Origin of the sequence: Aquimarina sp. AU119 (assembly GCF_900312735.1) — a bacterium.
In the GTDB taxonomy this organism is placed as follows: Bacteria; Bacteroidota; Bacteroidia; order Flavobacteriales; family Flavobacteriaceae; genus Aquimarina; species Aquimarina algiphila.
On record NZ_OMPF01000008.1, the window covers coordinates 25,456 to 46,874 of the forward strand.

At 31.9% G+C, this 21,419-nt stretch carries 15 protein-coding genes and 1 other RNA gene; 8 read left to right on the forward strand and 8 right to left on the reverse strand.

Features of this window, described 5'->3' with window-relative positions; translation table 11 throughout:
• Positions 1-11: 11 nt before the first annotated feature.
• Entirely contained in the window at positions 12-1,700 is a 1,689-nt protein-coding gene (locus tag DK442_RS07740; RefSeq protein WP_109435292.1) for a M23 family metallopeptidase, read from the reverse strand.
• 62 nt (positions 1,701-1,762) lie between these two features.
• Entirely contained in the window at positions 1,763-2,809 is a 1,047-nt protein-coding gene (locus DK442_RS07745) for a beta-1,6-galactofuranosyltransferase (RefSeq protein ID WP_160114083.1), read from the reverse strand.
• Between the two features lie 179 nt (positions 2,810-2,988).
• On the opposite strand from DK442_RS07745, the gene glf reads away from it, so the two are divergent.
• The 5 genes from glf (at position 2,989) to rny (ending at position 6,574) form a co-directional block, all read left to right on the forward strand.
• Positions 2,989-4,107 (forward strand): UDP-galactopyranose mutase, encoded by a 1,119-nt coding sequence (gene glf, locus DK442_RS07750; RefSeq protein WP_109435294.1) that lies wholly within the window; start codon positions 2,989-2,991, stop codon positions 4,105-4,107.
• A 93-nt stretch (positions 4,108-4,200) separates the two neighbouring features.
• Positions 4,201-4,491, forward strand: coding sequence for a hypothetical protein (locus DK442_RS07755; RefSeq protein ID WP_109435295.1), 291 nt, complete (start codon positions 4,201-4,203; stop codon positions 4,489-4,491).
• A 7-nt stretch (positions 4,492-4,498) separates the two neighbouring features.
• The gene (locus DK442_RS07760; protein WP_109435296.1) at positions 4,499-4,789 is read left to right on the forward strand and encodes a cell division protein ZapA; all 291 of its coding nucleotides are present in this window, start codon (positions 4,499-4,501) and stop codon (positions 4,787-4,789) included.
• Between the two features lie 53 nt (positions 4,790-4,842).
• A non-coding RNA gene (gene ssrS, locus DK442_RS07765) (6S RNA) lies at positions 4,843-4,950 on the forward strand.
• Between the two features lie 55 nt (positions 4,951-5,005).
• Positions 5,006-6,574 (forward strand): ribonuclease Y, encoded by a 1,569-nt coding sequence (gene rny, locus DK442_RS07770; RefSeq protein ID WP_109435373.1) that lies wholly within the window; start codon positions 5,006-5,008, stop codon positions 6,572-6,574.
• 86 nt (positions 6,575-6,660) lie between these two features.
• Here rny and DK442_RS07775 read toward each other — a convergent pair whose 3' ends face one another.
• The 3 genes from DK442_RS07775 to DK442_RS07785 form a co-directional block, all read right to left on the reverse strand.
• Complete coding sequence (locus DK442_RS07775; protein ID WP_109435297.1) at positions 6,661-7,038, reverse strand: hypothetical protein; 378 nt, start codon at positions 7,036-7,038, stop codon at positions 6,661-6,663.
• A gap of 113 nt (positions 7,039-7,151) precedes the next feature.
• Positions 7,152-7,547 (reverse strand): STAS/SEC14 domain-containing protein, encoded by a 396-nt coding sequence (locus DK442_RS07780; RefSeq protein ID WP_109435298.1) that lies wholly within the window; start codon positions 7,545-7,547, stop codon positions 7,152-7,154.
• A 129-nt stretch (positions 7,548-7,676) separates the two neighbouring features.
• Positions 7,677-10,235, reverse strand: a complete 2,559-nt coding sequence (locus DK442_RS07785; protein ID WP_109435299.1) for an ATP-dependent Clp protease ATP-binding subunit — start codon at positions 10,233-10,235, stop codon at positions 7,677-7,679.
• A gap of 370 nt (positions 10,236-10,605) precedes the next feature.
• Here DK442_RS07785 and gyrA point away from each other — a divergent pair, with 370 nt between their 5' ends.
• Both gyrA and DK442_RS07795 read left to right on the forward strand, forming a co-directional pair.
• On the forward strand, positions 10,606-13,149 hold the full coding sequence (gyrA, locus tag DK442_RS07790; protein ID WP_109435300.1) for a DNA gyrase subunit A: 2,544 nt from the start codon (positions 10,606-10,608) through the stop codon (positions 13,147-13,149).
• 27 nt (positions 13,150-13,176) lie between these two features.
• Complete coding sequence (locus DK442_RS07795; RefSeq protein WP_109435301.1) at positions 13,177-14,451, forward strand: tetratricopeptide repeat protein; 1,275 nt, start codon at positions 13,177-13,179, stop codon at positions 14,449-14,451.
• A gap of 347 nt (positions 14,452-14,798) precedes the next feature.
• Here DK442_RS07795 and DK442_RS07800 read toward each other — a convergent pair whose 3' ends face one another.
• The 3 genes from DK442_RS07800 to pheT all read right to left on the reverse strand — a co-directional run bounded on the left by DK442_RS07800 (position 14,799) and on the right by pheT (position 20,039).
• The gene (locus DK442_RS07800) at positions 14,799-15,356 is read right to left on the reverse strand and encodes a helix-turn-helix domain-containing protein (RefSeq protein ID WP_109435302.1); all 558 of its coding nucleotides are present in this window, start codon (positions 15,354-15,356) and stop codon (positions 14,799-14,801) included.
• 247 nt (positions 15,357-15,603) lie between these two features.
• The gene (locus DK442_RS07805) at positions 15,604-17,463 is read right to left on the reverse strand and encodes a PQQ-binding-like beta-propeller repeat protein (RefSeq protein ID WP_109435303.1); all 1,860 of its coding nucleotides are present in this window, start codon (positions 17,461-17,463) and stop codon (positions 15,604-15,606) included.
• Between the two features lie 140 nt (positions 17,464-17,603).
• On the reverse strand, positions 17,604-20,039 hold the full coding sequence (pheT, locus tag DK442_RS07810) for a phenylalanine--tRNA ligase subunit beta (RefSeq protein WP_109435304.1): 2,436 nt from the start codon (positions 20,037-20,039) through the stop codon (positions 17,604-17,606).
• Between the two features lie 147 nt (positions 20,040-20,186).
• Here pheT and DK442_RS07815 point away from each other — a divergent pair, with 147 nt between their 5' ends.
• A complete protein-coding gene (locus DK442_RS07815) occupies positions 20,187-21,416 on the forward strand; it encodes a peroxiredoxin (RefSeq protein ID WP_109435305.1) in 1,230 nt (409 codons plus the stop codon).
• The last annotated feature ends 3 nt before the right edge of the window (positions 21,417-21,419 follow it).

Here is a 21,419-nt window from a genome sequence, read left to right on the forward strand (position 1 = left end):
GTATTTAGGTTTTAAGGTTTTCTAAAAAATGTGGTTTCGAATGTTGCTCTATTTCCTACATTATCTAACACCACAAGTTTAAAATTATTTTCTGAATCTGTGATAATTTTATCATTGAAATCATAAACCAACATTCCTGTTTTATAGTCATATTCTAATAAAATGAATTTTCCATTTATAGTTCCTCTATAATTTTTTATTCCTGATTCAGAATCATTAATCTTTATTTTAAGGTGAGTTGCCTTAGATATCCATTTCTTATTGGCAACATTGATGGGGACTATTGTTGGTTTTTGTTGATCAGAAAATAAGGAATACGTCCCAAAAGTTCTTGTTCTTATAGAAAAACGGTTTCCTTTTTTTGAAGTTCTGGAATAGTATGGCTTCTTAGAACCATTTATTCTTCCGATATAAAGTTTCTTTTTGTCTTCTTCAGTATAACGAGATACATCAAAAACTAATGTCATATTTTTATGTAATGGGGTCGCGTTATTATGAATTTTTGCTTTTTCGCCATTAACCGAAATATCAAGATAGGTATCTTCATACAGACTGCCTTTTGGAATCAATAGATCAAAAATACCTTTACTATAAGTGAAATTTTCGCTTGTTTTAGCAAAGTCTGGCGTTGTAATGATCTCTTTCTTGATAATAGAGTCAACTTTTTTCCCTTGTAGGGGAACTAATATGGTTACTTTATTGTTTTTAAAATCTCTTACATGGATTTTATAATTATAGGACAATCCATCTTCAGCTGTAAGTATACCTTTATTAATACTACTTTTAAAAATGGTTAAAGGATTATTTTTTTCAATAAATAGTTTGGTTATTCTACTACGATGATTTTTATAGTAAGCATAGTCTATAAGTCGATTTGCATATCGTGTTTCGGCAAAAGAAAATCGATTCATCTCTAATCTTAAATTCTTTTCTCCATTAATTTCTGTTACAATTTCATAAATACCATTACTATTTGTTGCCAAATCTTGTTTGTCAATGGTAGAAATTCCGAATCCAATTTTTCCAAAAACATTTACATTTTCTGCTTTAAAATTTCCATCTTCTTGTGGAGTTAATTTTAATTTTACGGGTTTTTGGGCGCCATTAATATGAGTGTTTTTATCCAAACTATATGCCCATAGACTATTTATAATGGGTTTTTTTGTGTCTTTTACTTCTATGCCAAAAATCATAGGATTCATTGGTCTTGATCTTGGATCTCTAATTTCAAAATGAAGGTGCGGTCCAGAACTTCCTCCGGTATTACCGCTATATGCAATAATATCGCCTTGTTTTACGAGTAAAGAACCAGATTTGGGAAAAAGCTCTATTTCATAAGATTCTTTAGCGTATTGTCTTTCTTTTACAAAAGCCTCTATTTCTGGTGAAAACTTTTTTAAATGAGCATATACACTGGTATATCCATTTGGATGAACAACATATAAAGCTTTTCCATATCCTCCATGTGAAATCTTAATTCTACTTATTCTACCAGACGCAGATGCATAAACGTTAAGTCCTTCTTCTCCAAGGGTTTTCATGTCTAGTCCAGAATGGAAATGATTGGATCTTAATTCTCCAAACGTACCTGATGCTGTAATAGGGATTTCTAATGGGTGAATGAAATAATCTTTTGGAAGATCTTTTTGCCCATAACAAAGGGAGAAACTTAGTAAACTGAAAATTAAAAATTTATACATATAAGGGGAAAATATATGAATGTTTGTCAATTGTCTATAAAACTACTTATTTTTTTGGTAGGTTAGGTAATTTTTAATGCTTGATTAACTGCGTCGTTTAAATACCCACCAGAAATGATTTTGGTTCTAACATTATTAACGTTACTTTTCATTTCTTTATATTCTTCTACTGATAAATTATCAAGAATATCACTCAATTGATCTAAATTAGATATCGTAAAGCCAATATTATTTTCTTTAATAAATGAACTGATAGCTGCTTGATCCCAAACAATAACTGGCAATCCGCATAAGATATACAAGGAAGTTTTGTGTGGATTGTTGTACTTGAGATACTGTCCATATTGTCCACTACATTCTTCTGTTGAAATACCATCCCAGACTAGCCCAAATGAACCTTTGATATGATAGGCCACGACATCAGAAGGAAATGCACCTTCATAGGATAGAACAGATTCTTCTTTAGAAACTTTGAGTTTTTGATAATCAAAACCTATACCATATAGGTTCATCTTAAAATTCTTTTCATTAAGAGTATCAAGATCGTATATGTAAGAGTTTTTACCTTCACCAAATCCGCCTGCATACACTATTTCATGAGGTTTTTCTCCCTGGTTATTGTCATTTTGATCAGGAAGTCCATCTTTGAGAATATAATCAAAGATACCGAGTACAATAATAGGTATTTTAACACCTTGTTCAAGAAACCAGTTTTTCATAGCATCGTTATGAACAATAATGGCATTGGATGTAATAATTTTCTTTAATTCTTTATCTGCATTACCAGTTCTTCCTTTTAAAAATCGAACATCATGAACTATAGTAATAATTTTACACTTTTTGAGCTTTGCCATGAATAAGACATACCCTCTAAATTTATTTAACGGGTATTGAGTGCATAATGTGCTTTTATATGGTAATCTTAATAAAGCATATGTTATGCCTAAAAAGTTTTTGATAGTACCTATTGCAGAATTAGGTATTGAAGATTGTTTGAATCCGAGATTTTTGAATCCCATTTGCGCAAGAATAGACTCACAATCCGTTTTTGCTTTTCCAGCAGCATTAAAAAGAGATTTGTAATTTCTGGAAATAAAATATCCCATCATATAAATATATCGATTTGTGGCTTGAAAGATACATACATTTTATTTTTTATACCCTATCATATAAGGATTATCAAGTTGTGATTTTTTCATCTTATAAATATGCACGTAAATTAGCTATAAATGTATTAGTTTTGAAAATTGAAATTGAAATAGAAGCTTCTTAAGAAAAAACAAGTAGAGTGAAAGAAAAAAAATATGATTATCTGATTGTAGGGGCAGGATTATTTGGAAGTGTTTTTGCTCACGAAATGACCAAACACAATAAAAAATGTTTGGTAATTGATAAACGAGAACATCTTGGAGGCAATGTATATTGTGAACAAAAAGAAGGAATTAATGTACATAAGTATGGGGCTCATATTTTTCATACAAATGATAAGCGAATTTGGGATTATGTAAATCAATTTGCAACATTTAATAATTATATAAATTCTCCTCTATCATTGTCAAAAGGAAAGTTATATAACTTACCGTTTAACATGAATACTTTTTATCAATTATGGGGGACCAAAACACCTCGGGAAGCAAAAGAGATAATTGATGGGCAGATAAAGGAATATGGTGTGAAATCTCCTAAAAATCTTGAGGAACAAGCCTTATCATTAATAGGTAAAGATATTTATGAAACCTTTATCAAAGAGTATACAGAGAAACAATGGGGGACTAAAGCCACAGATTTACCGGCTTTTATTATTAAAAGGTTGCCAGTTAGATATACATATAATAATAATTATTTTAATGATATTTATCAAGGCATACCAATTGGAGGTTACAATACTATCATTAATGGTTTATTAGAAGGTATCGAAACAAAAACTAACATTGATTTTTTTGAAGATAGAGTAGCGTTAGAATCTTTGGCAGATAAAGTGGTTTATACAGGTAAGATAGATGAGTTTTTTGATTATAAGTATGGACAATTAGAATATAGGTCATTACGATTTGAGCATGAATTGCATGATGTAGAAAATTATCAGGGAAATGCAGTTGTTAATTATAATGATTCAGAGTACAAGTTTACTAGGATTATAGAACACAAACATTTCGAATTTGGAAAACAGGATAAAACAATCATAACAAGAGAATACCCCGAAAGTTGGGATAGAGGTAAAGAAGCATATTATCCAATTAATAACGATAGGAATCAAGATGTGTTTAAGAAGTACAAAGAAGAATCAAAGAAATCTAAACATGTTATTTTTGGCGGAAGATTAGCAGAATATCGTTACTATGATATGCATCAGATAATAGCATCATCCTTGACTAAAGTAGAAGAAATATTAAAGATTGAAGTATAATAAGGGATAGCATTAAAATTAGTTTAAAAACTATTGGGTTTTTTCAATTGGTATGTTAACTTTGTGTAACGAAGTATTGTGTAAAAGTTATCAATGAGTGATTTAATTGAAATTATTGATTCTCTTGAAAATAGAATAAGTAAGTTGCTTCATAAGCATGAATTATTGAAACAACAAAATACAGATCTAAAAGAGAAAATTGTTGCATTAGAGTCCAATTCAGAGGATCAGGCAGATCAATTAAAGCATTGGGAAGAAAAATTCAGTGCCCTCAAAAATGCTAATGCAATGCTAGGCAGTGACGAACATAAAAGAGAAACAAAGCTCAAAATAAACGCTTTAATAAGAGAGATTGATATGTGTATTGCTCAACTCTCCGAGTAAATAAAGTATGGCAGATAAGCTTAAAATTAAATTATCTATTGCAGACAGAGTGTATCCATTGACAATTAACCCTGATCAAGAGGAAGGTTTACGGAAGGCTGCAAAAAAGATAGAAGTTATGATTAAGCAATTTGAGCAAAGTTATGCGGTTAGAGATAAGCAAGATGTATTAGCAATGTGTGCTTTGCAATTTGCTGCACAAGTAGAACAAAAGACTATAGATAAAGATGATGATATGATTAATGTGGCAAATAGATTGAATGAATTAAACGATTTGCTACATGATCATTTATCATAACGTTCTTTAAAATAAATAAAGGTTACTGCCTGCACTAGTTGTTATTTTGATAAACTCAACAAGAATTATTTAAAAAGGGTGAGTTTAAGTTGTAAAAGCGCGCCGCCATAGAGCGGATTCTTGAGCAATTTGTTAGCCCTAAACCTGTTTTTACAGAGTTTATACAGAACCTTTGCTAGTGCAGGCTTTTTTTATATACAAACACTAACACAAATTATGGATAATAATATTATATTTTTGATAGTTGCCGGGATCGCAGGATTGGTGATAGGATTTATCATCGCTAAAGTCTTGGAGCGCAGCAAAGCATCAGAAATGATTAAAAGTGCTAAGAAAACTTCTGAAAGCATAATAAGAGACGCAAAAAGCGAAGGGGAGACCATTAAAAAGGATAAAATTTTACAAGCTAAAGAAAGATTTATAGAGTTAAAATCTGAACATGAAAAAGTAATATTATCCAGAGATAAAAAAATTGCAGAAGCCGAGAAGAGAACTAGAGATAAAGAATCTCAAGTTTCTAATGAATTATCAAAAAGTAAAAAGCTAAACACAGAGTTAGAAGAAAAAATAAAAGAGACACAACAACGTCAAGATTATTTAGAAAAGAAACAAAGTGAACTTAAAAAATTACATAAAAGCCAGGTACAGCAATTAGAAGTGATATCAGGTTTGTCTGCAGAAGAGGCAAAAGAACAGTTGGTAGAATCTTTAAAAGGACAGGCAAAAACTGATGCCATGGCCGTGATTCAAGACACCATAGAAGAAGCTAAATTAACTGCACAGCAAGAAGCTAAAAAAGTCATTATTAATACAATTCAAAGAATTGGGACAGAAGAAGCAATAGAGAACTGTGTTTCTGTATTTAATATCGAAAGTGATGATGTAAAAGGTAGAATTATAGGTCGAGAAGGAAGAAATATCAGAGCAATTGAAGCTGCAACCGGAGTAGAAATTATAGTTGATGATACCCCAGAAGCTATTATCTTATCATGTTTTGATTCTGTAAGGAGAGAAGTAGCTCGTTTATCTTTACATAAATTAGTAACCGATGGAAGGATTCATCCAGCGCGAATTGAAGAGGTTGTAAGAAAAACCAGAAAACAAATTGATGAAGAAATCATCGAAGTAGGAAAACGTACCGTAATCGATCTTGGAATACATGGATTACATCCAGAGTTAATTAAGACTATAGGAAGAATGAAATACAGATCTTCTTATGGGCAAAATCTTTTACAGCATTCTAGAGAAGTAGCAAAATTATGTGGAGTAATGGCTGCAGAATTAGGATTAAATCCTAAACTAGCGAAGAGGGCAGGGTTGCTTCATGATATTGGGAAAGTTCCTGATACTGAAACCGAGGTGCCGCATGCTATATTAGGAATGCAATGGGCAGAAAAATACGGTGAAAAGAAAGAAGTTTGTAATGCGATTGGTGCTCACCATGATGAAGTAGAAATGACTTCTTTGATTTCTCCAATAGTTCAGGTTTGTGATGCGATTAGTGGAGCAAGACCAGGAGCAAGACGTCAGGTGTTAGATTCTTATATACAAAGACTAAAGGATTTAGAAGGTATAGCCTTTGGATTTGATGGAGTTAAAAAAGCGTATGCAATTCAAGCAGGAAGAGAATTACGAGTAATTGTAGAAAGTGAAAAAGTAAATGATGAAAAAGCAGCTAGTCTTTCATTTGAAATTTCTCAAAAAGTCCAAACAGATATGACATATCCAGGTCAGGTAAAAGTAACAGTGATAAGAGAAACAAGAGCGGTAAATATAGCTAAGTAAATAAGCTTGAAATCTAATATAAAAAAAGAGCAGTCATTATAGATAACTGCTCTTTTTGTATTTATATATTTTTTGATAGGGGTTGATTAATCCTTATATTTTTTAATGATTTCATTTTTCCAGTTTAATGCAGCTTCTATAGTGTCAAATTGTTTAAATTCCTTTCCGAAAAATATTTTTTCAACTTTAGTTTGCATGATTTGTTTCGGATCGTTTGATACAACAGCAAATCCTACTAAGTTTTTGATTTTAGCCGTCTCTAAATATATGGTTGGATTTACAGCATAGGAGTTAATCCTATGGGTAAGATATACAAAAGGTTTATTTTTAAAATGTTTTTCTACAACTTGTAATAAAATGGTATTGTGCTCAGGAGAAACTGTAATTCCAGCTTTCATTACAGCTTTTATATAGTCATTATAAATTTCTATATGACAAAAATCAAAATTATATGAAGTAACCATTTAGTATGCCTTAGCTTTTTAAAGATATGAGTTTAATCTTTAAATAAGATGAAAAAAAAGTGTTTTTCCCTTATTGTGAATGACGAATATATTAAAAATAGTAGAGTTTTTGTTTAATTAAGATCTTTTGAATCACGAATATGCTTTTTCAAAATTTCATTTTTCCACTCTAAAGCTTGTTCCAGAGTTTCGAATAATTTGAATTCTTTTTTGAAAAGTGATTTTTCTAATTTGGTTTGCATTTTTTGTCTAGGATCGCTGGATATTACGGCAACTCCAATCAAATTTTTTATTTTAGACATCTCCATATGGATAGCGGGATCTACAGAATATGAATTTATTCTATTTGTTATATATACAAAAGGCTTGTTTTTGTAGTATTGATTAGCTCCCATTTTTAGAAGGTCATTGTATTTTGAGAAAACAGTGACTCCTTCTTTCATGACTGACAAAATATAGTCATTATGTACTTCAACTATACCAAAGTTGAAATCAAAAGATGTAATCATTAAATTGATTTGTTAGTCTAACAAAGATAAACTTAAAAAATTATAAATTTTTAGTCGTCAATAGATTAAGTAAAAAAAAGACTACTATAGCTATATAGTAGTCTTTTTTAATTATAATTCAGTTTGTTTTTAAGATTCAGCTGATTTTTCAGCTTTCTTAATGGTTATTGTAAGTTCTCCAGAATCATCATCCATATCCATGAAAATACTATCACCTTCCTGTAGTTGAGCATTTATAATCTCTTCAGCCAAAGCATCTTCTATATATTTCTGAATAGCTCTTTTTAGTGGTCTTGCTCCATATTGTTTATCAAACCCTTTTTCTGTTATGTAATCCTTAGCTTTTTCACTAAGGGATAAATCATATCCAAGGCTTTTGATTCTTCCGTATAGCTTATCAAGTTCGATATCAATAATTTTATGAATATCTTCTCTTTCTAAAGCATTAAAAACTACAACATCATCTACTCGATTTAAAAATTCGGGAGCAAATGCCTTTTTTAAAGCATTTTCGATAACTCCTTTTGCATAATCTTCTGCCTGAGATTTCTTGGCTGTAGTTCCGAATCCTACTCCTTGTCCAAAATCTTTTAATTTACGAGCTCCAATATTAGAGGTCATTATAATTATAGCGTTTCTAAAATCGATTTTACGACCCAAACTATCTGTCAAATATCCATCATCTAAAACTTGAAGCATCATGTTAAAAACATCAGGATGTGCTTTTTCGATTTCATCTAATAAAATGACAGCATATGGTTTTCTTCTTACTTTTTCTGTAAGTTGTCCACCTTCTTCATAGCCAACATATCCCGGAGGAGCTCCTATAAGCCTTGAAACAGCAAATTTTTCCATGTATTCACTCATGTCTATACGAATGAGTGTATCTTCACTATCAAAAAGTTCTCTAGCTAATACTTTTGCTAATTGAGTTTTACCAACTCCTGTTTGTCCAAGAAATATAAAGGATCCAATCGGTTTGTTTGGGTCTTTAAGTCCTGCACGATTACGTTGTATTGCTTTTACGACCTTAGTAACAGCTTCGTCTTGCCCAATAACTTTACCCATAATAAGGCTTGGTAACTCCGCTAGTTTATTGCTTTCTGTTTGGGCAATACGATTTACAGGAATTCCTGTCATCATAGAAACTACATCAGCAACATTTTCTTCATCTACTGTTTCTTTATGTAGTTTCGATTCTTTTTCCCATTGTTCTTGAGCAACTCCTAATTCTTTTTCAAGATTTTTCTCATCATCTCTAAGTTTCGCAGCCTCTTCATATTTCTGTTTCTTGACAACGCTATTTTTGAGTTCTCTAACTTCCTCTAATTTTTTTTCTAAATCTAAAACTTTCTTAGGAACGTCGATATTAGTAATATGAACTCTGGAGCCTGCTTCATCCAGAGCATCTATAGCTTTATCTGGAAGAAAACGATCTGTCATATATCTATTGGTTAGCTTCACACAAGCTTTTATAGCTTCTGGTGTATAGCTAACATTGTGATGCTCCTCATATTTCTCCTTAATATTATTAAGGATTTCTATAGTTTCTTCTATGTTAGTAGGTTCTACAATTACTTTTTGAAACCTTCTTTCTAAAGCTCCATCTTTTTCGATATACTGTCGATATTCGTCTAAAGTTGTAGCTCCTATACATTGAATTTCACCTCTTGCTAAAGCAGGTTTGAACATATTTGAAGCATCAAGACTTCCGGTTGCTCCTCCGGCACCTACAATAGTGTGAATTTCATCTATGAAAAGAATAATATCATCATTCTTTTCTAGTTCATTCATAACAGCCTTCATTCGTTCTTCGAATTGACCTCTGTATTTGGTTCCGGCAACAAGGCTAGCTAAGTCAAGAGTAACTACTCTTTTGTCAAATAATATTCTAGAGACTTTTCGTTGTACAATTCTTAGGGCAAGTCCTTCGGCTATAGCGGATTTACCAACTCCAGGCTCTCCTATTAATAAAGGGTTGTTTTTCTTACGTCTACTAAGAATCTGGGAAACACGTTCTATTTCTTTTGATCGACCGACAACGGGATCCAATTTACCTTCTTCTGCCATTGCAGTAAGGTCTCTTCCAAAATTATCTAGAACAGGAGTTTTTGATTTTTTACCCGCTTTATTTCCTCCAGATGGAGAATTAAAAGGGTTTTCTTTAGACGCATCCCCTGTCAAATCATCATCATCTTCAGAGAAAGATTCTGCTTTTGGGTTATCTATATATTCTTCTTCGTTCGTTATCATAAACTTAAATTGGTCTTTAACGTTATCATAATCCACTTTTAAACGATTTAAAAGCTTTGTAGTTGGGTCATTTTCATTTCTTAGAATACATAACAGAAGATGAGCAGTATTAATAGAAGAACTTTGAAATAGTTTTGCTTCCAAAAAAGTAGTTTTTAATGCTCTTTCTGCTTGTCTAGTTAAATGTAAATTCTTTTTTTCATTTGAGGCCACCGCTATATCAGGATTTGCAGGGCTAAGGATTTCAACTTTTCTTCTTAAATTAGTCAAATCTATATCTAACGCATCAAGGATACTAATTGCTTTCCCACTTCCATCACGTAATAATCCTAACATAAGATGTTCTGTACCAATAAAATCGTGCCCCAATCTAAGAGCTTCTTCTTTACTGTAAGCAATAACATCTTTAACTCTGGGTGAAAAATTATCATCCATAAATTATACTCTTTCTTTTTCTTTATAACTAAAATAGTAATTTTTAGAATTACATTGACAAAAACTATTCCTTTTAATCGATGATTAACATATATCTATACTGAATAGGAAATTTTGTCATGTAATTCCTTTCTTTCAAAAACAGTCACTCAAACAAGTAGTTTTTGTTAATGTTTTTTACTTCTAATGGTAAATAGACAAAAAAAGCTTTAATAATCAAAACCTAAGATAGTAGACTTATTAACCATATACATCCTGATCATTGTTAATAAATTACGTATATTACATAGGTCAATAGCTGTTAAAACCGTCTTAATTTACTTAAATTAGCCCGTTTAATTAATCAATTTTAGAATAAAATAAATTTTTTATGGCTGAAGGAGAAAAGCTTATACCCATCAACATCGAGGATGAGATGAAATCTGCCTACATTGATTACTCAATGTCGGTTATTGTTTCTCGTGCACTTCCAGATGTTAGAGACGGTCTTAAGCCTGTACATAGGCGTGTATTATATGGTATGTATGAACTGGGTGTTAAAGCCAGTAGTGCCCATAAGAAGTCTGCAAGAATTGTAGGTGAGGTACTTGGTAAATATCACCCTCATGGAGATACCTCGGTATATGACACAATGGTACGTATGGCTCAGGAATGGAGTTTAAGGTATATGTTAGTTGATGGTCAAGGTAACTTTGGTTCTGTAGATGGAGATAGTCCTGCTGCTATGCGTTATACAGAGGCAAGAATGAGAAAGATATCTGAAGATATGCTTGCAGATATAGAAAAAGAAACCGTAGATCATACATTTAATTTTGATGATACACTACAAGAACCTACAGTTTTACCAACAAGGGTTCCAGGACTCTTGATTAATGGAGCTTCTGGTATTGCGGTTGGTATGGCCACAAATATGCCTCCTCATAATTTGACTGAAGTTGTAGATGGTACGGTAGCTTATATCGATAATAACGACATCGAAATAGATGAGTTAATACAGCATATAAAGGCTCCTGACTTCCCTACAGGAGGTACAATTTATGGATATGATGGGGTTAGAGAAGCCTTTAAAACAGGTAGAGGACGTATTGTTATCCGGGCAAAAGCAAGTTTTGAAGAAGTAAATGGTAGAGAATGTATCATTGTTTCTGAAATTCCTTATCAGGTCAATAAAGCAGATATGATTAAAAAGACTGCAGATCTGGTTAATGACAAAAAGATAGATGGTATTTCTACGATCAGAGATGAGTCTGATAGAAAAGGGATGCGTATTGTATACGTATTAAAACGTGATGCTATACCTAATATCGTTTTAAATCTTTTATACAAGTATACCGCATTACAGTCTTCTTTTAGTGTTAATAATATTGCACTTGTTAATGGAAGGCCACAGTTGTTGAATGTAAAAGAAATGATTCATTATTTTGTAGAACATAGACATGAGGTTGTTGTTCGTCGTACAAAATATGAATTAAGAAAGGCAGAAGAAAGAGCTCATATTTTAGAAGGTTTAATCATTGCTTCTGATAATATTGATGAAGTTATTGCTTTAATCCGTGCTTCTTCTAATGCTGATGAGGCTCGTGAAAAGCTTATTGAACGTTTTAAGCTATCTGAGATACAGGCTAAAGCAATCGTAGAGATGCGATTACGTCAGTTAACTGGTCTGGAGCAAGATAAGTTACGTGCAGAGTATGAAGATTTGATGAAGACTATCGAAGATCTTAAGGATATCTTGGAGAAGAAAGATCGTAGAATGACAATTATCAAAGAAGAACTTGCTGAAATAAAAGAAAAATACGGTGATGAACGTCGTTCTCAGATAGAATATGCTGGAGGAGATTTAAGTATTGAAGATATGATTCCTGATGAAAAAGTAGTAATTACGATTTCGCATGCAGGTTATATCAAAAGAACATCTCTTAATGAATACAAGAAACAAAATAGAGGAGGAGTAGGACAAAAAGGAAGTACTACACGTAATGAAGATTTTCTTGAGCACTTGTTTGTAGGGACTAATCATCAGTATATGTTATTCTTTACACAAAAAGGAAAATGTTTCTGGATGAGAGTATATGAAATACCAGAAGGAAGTAAAACATCAAAAGGTAGAGCGATACAAAACTTGATTAATATTCATAGTGATGATAAAGTGAAAGCTTTTATTTGTACTCAAGATCTTAAAGATGAAGAGTACATTAATTCTCATTATGTCATTATGGCAACGAAAAAAGGTCAGGTCAAAAAGACATCTTTAGAACAATACTCCAGACCAAGAACAAATGGTATAAACGCAATTACCATTAAAGATGATGATGAACTTCTAGAGGCTAAGCTAACAGATGGTAAAAGTCAGGTGATGCTAGCAGTACGATCAGGTAAGGCTATTCGTTTTGAAGAAGAGAAAACGAGACCTATGGGACGTGGTGCTTCAGGTGTAAGAGGTATACGATTAGCAGATGAAAAAGATGAAGTAATTGGTATGGTTGCTGTAAATGAGATGGAAAGTAATATCTTAGTGGTTTCAGAGAACGGATACGGAAAACGTTCAAAGCTAGAAGATTATCGAATTACGAATAGAGGAGGTAAAGGAGTTAAGACTATTTCTGTAACCGACAAAACAGGTAATCTGGTAGCTATTAAAAATGTTACTGATCTTGATGATCTGATGATTATAAATAAATCAGGAATAGCTATTAGGTTAGCCGTAGAAGATTTGCGGGTGATGGGACGTGCAACTCAGGGAGTACGTTTAATTAACTTAAAAGGTAAAGATTCTATTGCGGCAGTAGCAAAAGTTATGCATGATGAAGACGATATAGATGATGCAGAAATTGTAGAAGATGTAGATTCTCCTATGACAGATGCTGATAATGCTTCAGATGGCACGAATATTGATGATAAAACGAAACAATAATTAAATCCCATTTTAAAAACTCAAGTAATGAAGACTAAATTTATCGTAGTACTGTTCTTAGCAGTTAGTGCTATTGGATTTTCTCAAAAACAAGCATTAAAAGCTGCTGCAAAGGCGCTTAAATCCGGAAATATGGATGTTGCTAGTGATGCATTGAAAGCTGCAGAGGGGCAGTTAGATATGGCTGATGAAAAAATGAAAGCTCAATTTTATTTCTTTAAAGGTCAGGTCTTGGCATCTTCGTCTGGAGAATCTTTAGAGAAAGTAGAAGCTGCTGCAGATGCTTATAATAAATCAATAGAGATTGAAAAAACGGCAGGTGGATCTAAGTATACTGCAGATGCTAGCCAAAAATTGCAGTTATTGCGTCAAGCTTTAATAGAAAATGCAATTAAAGATCAAAATGCTAAAAACTATAAAGGTGCAGCAGAAAAATTATATTTAGGATATAAAACCAATAAAGCAGATACAACATATTTATATTATGCTGCTGGTAATTCTGTTAATGCAAAAGATTATGATAAAGCATTATTATACTACAAAGAGTTAAAAGAACTTAATTTTAGTGGTATTAAAACTGAATTTGTTGCAACAGATAAAGCAACAGGTAAAGTAGAGCCTTTTGATTCAAAATTGATTAGAGATGCATCTGTGAAATCTGGTTCATACATCAAACCAGAAACTCGCACTTCTGAATCTAAAAAAGGAGAGATTGCTAAAAATATAGCATTGATCTATATGAGTCAAGGAAAAGATGAAGAAGCTGTAGCTGCTATAAGTGATGCAAAAAAAGAAAATCCTAATGATGCAGCTTTAATGCAAGCTGAAGCTGATGTATATTATAAGTTAGGAAACATCGCTAAGTATAAAGAAATTATGGAGCAGATTGTTGCTAATGATCCTGAGAATCCAGACTTACTTTATAATTTAGGTGTTAGTGCATCTCGTCTTGGAGATAATGACCAAGCATTAGGATATTATAAAAAAGCATTAGAATTGAAGCCAGATTATACTGCAGCTCAAATTAATATTGCTTCTATTATCCTAGGTGGAGAAACTAAGATTGTTGATGAAATGAATGGTCTGGGTACATCTTCAAAAGACAATAAAAGATATGAGGAACTTAAGGTAGAAAGACAGAATATATACAAAAATGCTGTCCCTTATCTTGAAGGAGCCTTAAAAAGTAAGCCAGACAATGTAGAGGCTATCCGTACTTTGATGAATATCTATTATCAGCTTGACAATCCAAAAGCTGATGAAATGAAAAGTAAATTAAAAGCTTTAGAAGGAGGTAACTAGATTACTAAAAGCTTATGAAAATATAAAAGCTAGAATCATTCGATTCTGGCTTTTTTTATTAGAATATTATATGTGTTTTATTTTTTGTATATCATATAATTTTATATTCCTTTCCAAGGAATATAAATGTCATGTAATACAATTTTAAGAAGTTCTTTAAGAATAATTTATCTAGTATTATCATCACTCCTTTTCCTGTTTTTTGAAATACGATCAAATGGGTATGAGACGATCACTATGGATTTTTTTGAATACTCCAAATTCATAAGGAGATTCGTATAGTAGACTATTAGGGAAGTTTATGACGTACAAAAGAAATATAATGCTTAGTGTTTTTATTGATTTTTTTATTTTTTAATAAAAGGAATAGAGAGTGGATAATAGCATTTTTGAGAATTTATAGCAGATATTACATTTTTAATCATTACAATAATACTAAATGGGATAACCGCAATAAAAAAGAAAAAGGCACCAGGTATGGTTACTAATGCGATAAGAGATAATACAAATAGGATCGTAATGGTGATCTGAAAATTAACAATTGCTCTTCCATGAATATCATAAATTTTATGATCCTCTCTTTTATGAATCCATAAAAATAAAGGAATCAATATATTGCATAAGGGAATACCTAATCCTAAAATAGGAATTCCGTGCATTAGTAATAGCCATTTTTTCTGAATCGTCTCTTCTTTTGGATCCTCTAAGATTAATAGGTCATCAACTTCGATTTCTAACGCAGTAGCAAGAAGTTTGACAGTTTGTAAATGTGGATTTACTTCACCTTTTTCAATACGTTGAATAGTTCGAATGGTAACGTGAGTTCGTTCTGAGAGTTCTTCTTGAGTGTATCCTTTTAACTTACGTTGATATACTAAGTTTTTTGCTATTGATCGATCTTCCATAATTTTGATTTTTGTTTAGAACAAAGCTATCAAGAGCTCACGATTTTTGTTACGACATATCTATGTCACCTATATGTCATTTATTAGTTTATCTACTGCTTTAGGATAAAGATATAAGTTTTAGAACTAATTTGTGTACGATAGGATGGTGATTAATTTCAAAAAAAGTAAAATACAAATAAATCAAAAAAAGAGACTGTTTCATAAAACAGCCTCTTTTGAAATTAAGTTTTAAATTTTAGTATCTCTAAAACTTATAAGAAGAAATCAAATGATTTTTTTCATTAATGAAAATAACATCATCGATCACATCTATTAGATAGTTTGGTGTTTTATCTAAAAGATCAATTTGTTTATCGATTGCTCCGGTTTTTTTGTTAATCATATTTATAGAATGCTTTGTAGGAGCAGTGTCGCTTTTTATTTTTGCTACTATAAATTGATGGTCCTTAATACTTTTTGAATTAGAGTATCTGGTTTTTGTAATTTCAAAAACAGTAGCCATATTTTGACCGTCTCCAACATATAAGCCAGCTACCATAGATTCTGTAGCTGTACCATCATTTTGATCTGTTGATCTTCTGTAAACACCACTAGACAAGGCAGAAAGTTGATCAATATTTTCCAAAGCTCCACCAATATCAAGATCTACACCAGCCACTGCTAATCCTATTTCAGCCATTTGTGCAAAACCTTTTAGACTAGATGCAGGTTCATAATACTGAGTATACTTTAAGGTTCCTGTAGGAGATAACAAGGAGATATGTTGTTCGGTAAATAATAGATATCCGCCATCTTTTACATATTCTGCAACAAGTGGGGTTTTCTTTTTTACATTTTCTAGAGCGATATCTTCTGCAAATAATTCTATTTGTCCAGATTTTAAATCAAATTTGTATCCCTTTTTATTCTCAAAAAGTACTACTTTTTCTTCCTTTTCATCATAAGTAACTGCCGGGATTGATTTAAATTTCACATCTTTATCCCATACATCTTTTCCTTTTACAAAATCAAGAATATTTGATCTTTCAGTAGATACATACATAATACCTTTTTCTGTAGGAGTCACATAATATGCATACCCTTTAACTTTACTATCCCAGATTTTATCTCCTTCGGGATTAACTAGAGCTATAGTACCATCTTTTTCATGCTTACCAATGGCAATAAAACCTTTTGGATGAGGAATTACTTCGTCTAGAAAATCTATTTTGAAGCTTTTTTTCCATTTAAACACATTTGTTTTTGGATCAATAATATTAAAACCTTCTGTTTCTACAACAATTAGATTGTTAGCTTCATCTGGACGTACATCTATTAGTGTACCTCGTAGTTTTAATTTACCGGGAGTTATATCACTTCCATTTATAGGGTCTAGTACTGTAAGTTTATTGGATTTTTTGATACCAAGATAAAGGCTGTTATTAATGTCAGAATATACTAATGCTTTAATTCGCTTATCAGCTTCGTGTTTCCATACAATTTCTCCATTAGTACCATTTATAGTAAATATTTGATTTTTGATACCAATAATCAAATTATTCTCTTTGTTAAAATATGGTCCATGATCTATAAAACTTCTTTTTGAAATAAGGCTTTTAATGAAGCCCTTACTTTCTCCAAGCGCTGTTATCCATTCTTTTTTCCAAGTTTTTAGACTGAAACTCATAAGATAGCGTTCTTTGTCTTTAGTCAGTTCAAAAAGGATTACACCATTATTTTGTAATATGGTAAAGTCTTTTATTCTATAACCATCATCTTTAGTATCAAAAACAATGTCTCCATTACTAGAGTTAATAATAATACCTCTTGTTTTACCAGCTAGTGGTATATATTCAACATAAAAAAGAGGTAAACCATCAATGGTAAGAAAAGTGTTTTTATCAACAGCTTTAAGTTCCTTATTATGCCATACGGTTTCTCCAGTGGTGTTGTTCATGGCTAATAAACCCTTTGCACCAGAAGCGATAATAAGACCATCATTAGATTGCTTGATCCAACCTACTTCGTATAGTGTTTCTTTGAGATCAACTTCCCAAAGTTTGTCTTGTGAATATCCAAAACTAATTGATAAAATTGCCAGAAAAATGACATAGATTTTTTTCATTTGGTTGAGTGTTTAGTTAGAAAAAATAAGTTTAGGCACGCCAAAAATGCAACAAAATATGATTATCCACAAATTTGTCGTATCAAATTAGAAGTTCTAAACAACTTAGGATGCATTTTTAAAGCGCATCCTAAGTTGTTTTATCTAAGTTCTGCACCTAGTTTATTTTCAAAATTATGTTGTAGTTTGTTCATAATTTTGTCAATTTGTTTATCTGTAAGTGTTTTCTTTTCGTCAAGTAGAGTAAAGCTTACTGCATATGATTTTTTACCTTTAGGTAGATTTTTACCTTGATAAACATCAAACAAATTTATATCTTTTAATAGTTGTTTTTCGGTCTGTTTGGCAATGGTATGAATTTCTTCAAATTTTACATCATTATCCAAAAGAAGAGCAAAATCCCGACGTACCTCTTGAAATTTTGAAATATCAGAATACTTTACTTTATTATGTTTTGCATACTCTAAAACAGCATCCCAATTAAAATCAGCATAAAGTACTTCTTGAGCAATAGAAAAATGCTTAAGAATTGATTTTTTAATAATTCCAAAATCAACAACTTTAGCTTTTCCGACAGTTAATGAAATCCCTTCAGAAAATATATCGTTTTTTATTGGAGTTGTTTTTAATCTGTTTATACCTAGGCGTTCCAATACAGATAATACAACACCTTTTAAATAAAAGAAGTCGCTAACTTGGGAGCTGTTATTAATTCTCCAACTTTCTTTAGACCGGTTTCCTGTAATAATGATACTTAAATGCTTGTTTTCTATTCTACTATCTTCTTGATAATGATGATAAGTTTTACCGAATTCAAAAAATTTAAGATCTGCTCTTTTTCTGTTACTATTATAAGATACAGCTTCTAAACCAGAGAAGAGCATGGACTGTCGCATTACTGCTAAATCATTACTAAGCGGATTAAGCATTTCTACATTATTTTCAGTTTTTAACTGTTCGCTTAAATGAATATATTCTGGTGTAGTAAGCGAGTTTGCCATCATCTCATTAAATCCCTGCCCTGCCAGTTGATTTGATATTATGTTTTGCACATTATGATCTGAAAATTTATCAATATTAGAGATCGAGGCATTTAATTTTTGAGTAAATGCAATATTGTTATACCCGTATACTCTTAGAATTTCTTCTATAACATCGGCTTCTCTTTGTACGTCATTTCTATAAGAAGGAATGGTAAGACCAATCCCACTTTCTGTAACGCTATTAATTTTGATATCTAACGAGGTTAGAATCTGTTTTATAGTTTCTTGAGGAAGTTCTTCTCCAATAAGTTTGGTTGCGTTTTCAAAAGACAAAAACACTTGAAAATCTTCAATTTTTTTAGGATATAGATCTAGTATTTCACTAGAGATATTTCCACCAGCAAGTTCCTGTATTAGTAGTGCGGCTCTTTTTAATGCGTACTCTGTAATATTGGGATCAATACCGCGTTCAAATCTAAAAGAAGCGTCTGTATTTAGACTATGTCTTTTTGCCGTCTTTCTAATACTAACGGGGTTAAAATATGCACTTTCCAAGAAAATAGAAGTCGTTGTTTCTGAAACTCCAGAGTTCATTCCTCCAAATACTCCTGCAATACAAAGAGGTTTTACAGCATCACAGATCATTAAATCTTCCTCGTGTAATTCTCTTTCTACTTCATCCAGAGTTGTGAACTTTGTTCCTGCCTTTACTGTTTTTACTTCAATTTTATCACCTTCAATATAATGTGCGTCGAATGCATGTAAAGGCTGCCCCAGCTCATGTAATACATAATTGGTGACATCGACTACATTATTTTTAGGGGTTATTCCGATAGCTTTTAGTCTATGTTGTAACCAAGATGGAGATTCTTTTACTTTAATATCAGAAATTGTTAAACCGCAATATCTAGGTGCTAAATCTTGATTAGTAACTTCGATATCGATTTTCTTTAATCGATTTTCTACTCTAAAATTACTCACAGACGGAGTAATAAGTTCTATATTAAGATCTTTTTGAAGTAGACCAGCTTTTAGATCTCTTGCTGTACCCCAGTGGCTCATTGCATCAGCACGATTTGGAGTTAGTCCTATCTCAAAAACATAGTCATTTTCGATATCAAATATTTCTGCAGCCTTTGTCCCAACAGGAATGTCAGAATTAAGAACCATGATTCCGTCATGACTTTTTCCTAATCCTAATTCATCTTCGGCACAAATCATTCCATGACTTTCTTCGCCTCTGATTTTTCCTTTTTTTATAGTCCATTCTTCACCTTTATCGTCATAAAGCTTAGTTCCGATAGTTGCAACTGGTACTTTTTGGCCAGCAGATACATTAGGTGCTCCACATACAATCTGAACAGGTTCTCCATTTCCTAAATCAACTTTTGTGATTTTTAGTTTATCTGCATTTGGATGTTTCTCACAGTTAAGAACTTGCCCTACAACAACTCCTTCTAAACCTCCTTTTACACTTTGGTAAGCTTCTATTCCTTCAACTTCTAGTCCTAAATCAGTAAGGAGTTCGCCCGTTTTTTCTGCATCCCAATCTAGGTTAGCAAATTGTTTTAGCCAGTTATATGAAATCTTCATTTGTGATCTTTCTTAATTCAGTCGGTAAAGATAATATATTGAATCTGCCTGTTAAAATAAACAGATACCAAAATGTTTATATAAAATGAACTGAAATAATTCGGTAAGTTTTAAGTAACTTTCCGGACTCTTTATAAAATTTCTATAATGAAAAGAATTATCACACTTATCTTATTCTCTTTAGTTATTGTTTCTTCTTGTAAGAAAGATCAAACCAACAAAATAATGCATCTTAAAAGTGGTCCTTGGAGAGCAACGTTAGAAGTTCAGGACAATAAAAAACTGCCTTTTTTAATGGAGGTTATGGAAGATCATACTTTAAAGATTTTTAATGCAGAAGAAACTATAAATGTTGATGAAGTTGTGGTCAGTGGAGATTCAATTACCATCAAGTTTCCTGTATTTGAAGGATATGTTGCAGCAAAATTTGTAGATTCTGTGACAATTTCGGGTAGTTTTATTAAAGAAAGTTTGGATAGAGTAGTACCATTTGAAGCAAAATATGGAGAACAGGATAGATTTGATATTGAATCAAAGGAAGAATACAATATTACAGGGAATTGGGAGGCTGTTTTTAGTGAAGACAATAAAGAAGATAGATATATTGCTAAAGGGATTTTTAAACAAAATGGAAATATTGTTACAGGAACATTTAGAACAACCACCGGGGACTACCGTTACTTAGAAGGAGTAATGAATAATAATGAGTTGCAATTATCTACTTTTGATGGTGCGCATGCATTTCTGTTTACAGCGCAAGTAACAGATAGTACCCTTAATGGCTCTTTCTATTCTGGAAACCATTGGAAAGAACCGTTTGTTGCCAAAAGAAATGAGCACTTTAAATTACCGTCTGAAGATTCATTAACGTTCTTAAAAGAAGGGTATGATAGTTTGACGTTTAGTTTTCCTGATACCAATGGAAAAGAAGTTTCACTTCAGGATGAACAGTTTAAAAACAAAGTAGTAGTAGTGCAGATTATGGGTACCTGGTGTCCAAATTGTATGGATGAAACTAAGTACTATGTAGATTTTTATAATCGTAACACTTCTGAAGATGTAAAGCTTGTCGCCTTAGCTTTTGAATATGCAAAAACTGAAGAAAAGGCCTTTAAGTCAATAAAGAGACTGAAAGAAAAATTAAATGTAGAATATCCAATTCTTCTTGCTCAATATGGTACCTCAGACAAACAAAAGGCACAAGAGAAATTACCTATGCTTAATCATGTGTTATCCTATCCTACGACCATTTTTATAGATAAAAAGGGGAAAGTACGTAAAATCCATACAGGTTTTAATGGGCCCGCGACAGGTCAAAAATATGTTGATTTCAAAAAGGAATTTGAAGAATTTGTTGATCAATTATCAAAAGAATAAGTA